The sequence below is a fragment of the Arthrobacter sp. JCM 19049 genome (assembly GCF_001310435.1).
In genome coordinates this window covers 1-2,640 of the sequence record NZ_BAXF01000308.1, presented here as the reverse complement: position 1 = coordinate 2,640, position 2,640 = coordinate 1, and the positions used below count along the sequence as shown (strand labels likewise).

The window sequence follows — 2,640 nt, the reverse complement described above, 5'->3', positions numbered from 1 at the left end:
TGCTGCCGGTGTCCAAGACCGTGCCGGAGGAACGCCTGCGCATCGCGATCGGCGCGGGCATGGACTACCTGGGGAGAACAAGGTGCAGGAGGCCGCGCGCAAGGCGGAGAACCTGGCCGACATCCCGAACCTGAAGTTCTCGGTCATTGGGCACCTGCAAACCAACAAGGCCAAGTACGTGGCCCGCTTCGCCCACGAATTCCAGGCGCTGGACAACCTGCGCCAGGCCACCGCCCTGCAGCGGCGGCTGGAACTGGAGGACCGGACCCTGGATGTGTTCGTCCAGGTGAACACGTCCGCCGAGGAATCCAAGTTCGGACTGGCGCCCGAGGACACCGCGCCTTTCCTCACCCAGCTGCCGGCCTTTGACCGGCTGCGGGTGCGCGGGCTGATGACCCTGGCGATCTTCTCCAGCGACACCGAACGGGTGCGCGCCTGCTTCGTGCGCCTGCGCGAACTGCGTGAGCGGCTGCGCCAGCAGGCCCCTGACACGGTGGGCCTGGATGAACTGTCCATGGGGATGAGCGGGGACTTTGAACTGGCCATCGCCGAGGGCGCGAGCGTGGTGCGGGTCGGCCAGGCGATCTTCGGGGCCCGCGCCCTGCCCGACAGCCACTACTGGCCCGGCTTCGCCGGCTAGCCGCCACCCCCGATCCGACCTAGGAGTTCCACCTGTGACATGCGGCCTTATGCACACGGGGGTGTGAGATTTGTGGCCAAACGTGGCACCTGGGCGCAATGCGTCGTAGGCTCAGCAGTGAGGCAAACGGTGGAAATCGTCCGCCGGCGAAAATGAGGAGGCACTATGCCTACGGTCGCGCAGAACATCATTAGCCAGCTCGAAGTCCAGGGCGTGAAGCGGATGTACGGGATCCCCGGCGATTCGCTCAACGGCCTGACCGACGCGTTGCGGGAAAACGGGCGCATCGAATGGGTGCACACCCGCCATGAGGAGGCCGCCGCGTTCGCCGCCGCCGCCGAAGCCGAGATCACCGGGGAGCTGGCCGTCTGCGTCGGCTCCTGCGGGCCGGGCAACCTGCACCTGATCAACGGGCTGTACGACGCCAACCGCTCCCGCGTGCCGGTACTGGCCATCGCCGCCCACATCCCCACCGAGGAAATCGGCTCCAACTACTTCCAGGAAACCCACCCCACCGACGTGTTCCGCGAATGCTCGGTGTACGTCGAGCAGGTCTCCGACGCCTCGCAGATGCCGCGCATCATGAACATCGCGATGCGCGAGGCCATTGAAAAGCGCGGGGTGGCGGTCCTGGTGATCGCCGGGGACGTGGCCCTGCAGGACATGCCGCGCATCACCCCGCGCAAGATCGCCAAGACCGAACCACGGGTGCTGCCCAGCGAGGCGGAGATCGAACGTGCCGCCCAGGTGCTTGGCGGCTCCAAGAAGGTCACCATCCTGGCCGGTGCCGGCAGCGCCGGCGCCCACGCCGAGGTGATGGAGCTGGCCGACAAGCTCGCCGCCCCGGTGGTGCACGCGCTGCGCGGCAAGGACCACATCTCCTACGACAACCCGTTCGACGTGGGCCTGACCGGGCTGATCGGCTTCGCCTCGGGCTACCGCGCCATTGAGGACTGCGACGTGCTGCTGATGCTGGGCACCGACTTCCCGTACCAGCAGTTCCTGCCCGAGGAGGCCACCACCATCCAGGTGGACCTGCGCGGTGAACAGATCGGGCGGCGCACCAAGGTGGACATCCCGCTGGTGGGCACCGTGAAGGACACCGCCCGGGCCCTGTCCGAGGTGCTGCCGCGCTCCAAGCACCGCAAGCACCTGGACGAGTCGACCAAGCACTTCGCCAAGACCCGCGAAAAGCTGGACGAGCTGGCCACCCCCTCCAAGCGCGGGGACGCGATCCACCCGCAGTACCTGGCCCGCCTGGTCGACCAGGCGGCCAGCGAGGACGCGGTGTTCACCGCGGACGTCGCTCACCGACCGTGTGGGCGGCGCGCTACCTGAGCATGAACGGCAAGCGCCGGCTGCTGGGCTCCTTCAACCACGGATCGATGGCCAACGCGCTCTCGCACGCCATCGGCGCGCAGGCCGTGGACCGCAAGCGCCAGTCCATCGCGCTGGCCGGTGACGGCGGGCTGACGATGCTGCTCGGTGAGCTTTTGACCGTGAAGCAGAACGGGCTGAACGTGAAGACCGTGGTGTTCAACAACTCCTCGCTGAACTTCGTGGAGCTGGAGATGAAGGCCGCCGGCTACCTCACCTACGGCACCACGCTGGAGAACCCGGACTTCGCCGCCGTGGCCGAGGCCATGGGCATCAAGGCATCCGGGTCACCGACTCGGCGGACCTGCCCGACGCGGTCGAGCAGATGCTGGCCCACGACGGACCGGTGGTGCTCGATGTGCTCACCGACCGCCAGGAGCTGAGCATGCCGCCGACCATCAAGTTCGAACAGGCCAAGGCTTCGCCCTGTTCGCCATCAAGACCGTGATGTCCGGTCGCGGCGACGAACTGCTGGATCTGGCCAAGACGAACTGGCGCCGAATGTTCTAGGACACCGCCGATGACCCGCACGAGTCCCCGGTAGCCCCAACCGGCACCGCCATGACCGAGCACCAGCTGCCGCAGACCAGCACGCCACTGGACGTGCTGGTCTGCGGCGCGGG

Annotated in this window: 1 protein-coding gene and 1 pseudogene; both read left to right on the top strand. The window is 67.5% G+C overall.

All coding sequences use genetic code 11. The annotated features are described in order from the left end of the window. The first annotated feature begins 82 nt into the window (after positions 1 to 82). Positions 83 to 640: a YggS family pyridoxal phosphate-dependent enzyme gene (locus tag JCM19049_RS11385; protein WP_279403047.1), complete on the top strand. Its 558-nt coding sequence runs from the start codon at positions 83 to 85 to the stop codon at positions 638 to 640. A gap of 165 nt (positions 641 to 805) precedes the next feature. Then, positions 806 to 2,527, top strand: a pseudogene (gene poxB / locus JCM19049_RS11380) (ubiquinone-dependent pyruvate dehydrogenase). Positions 2,528 to 2,640: the final 113 nt, after the last annotated feature.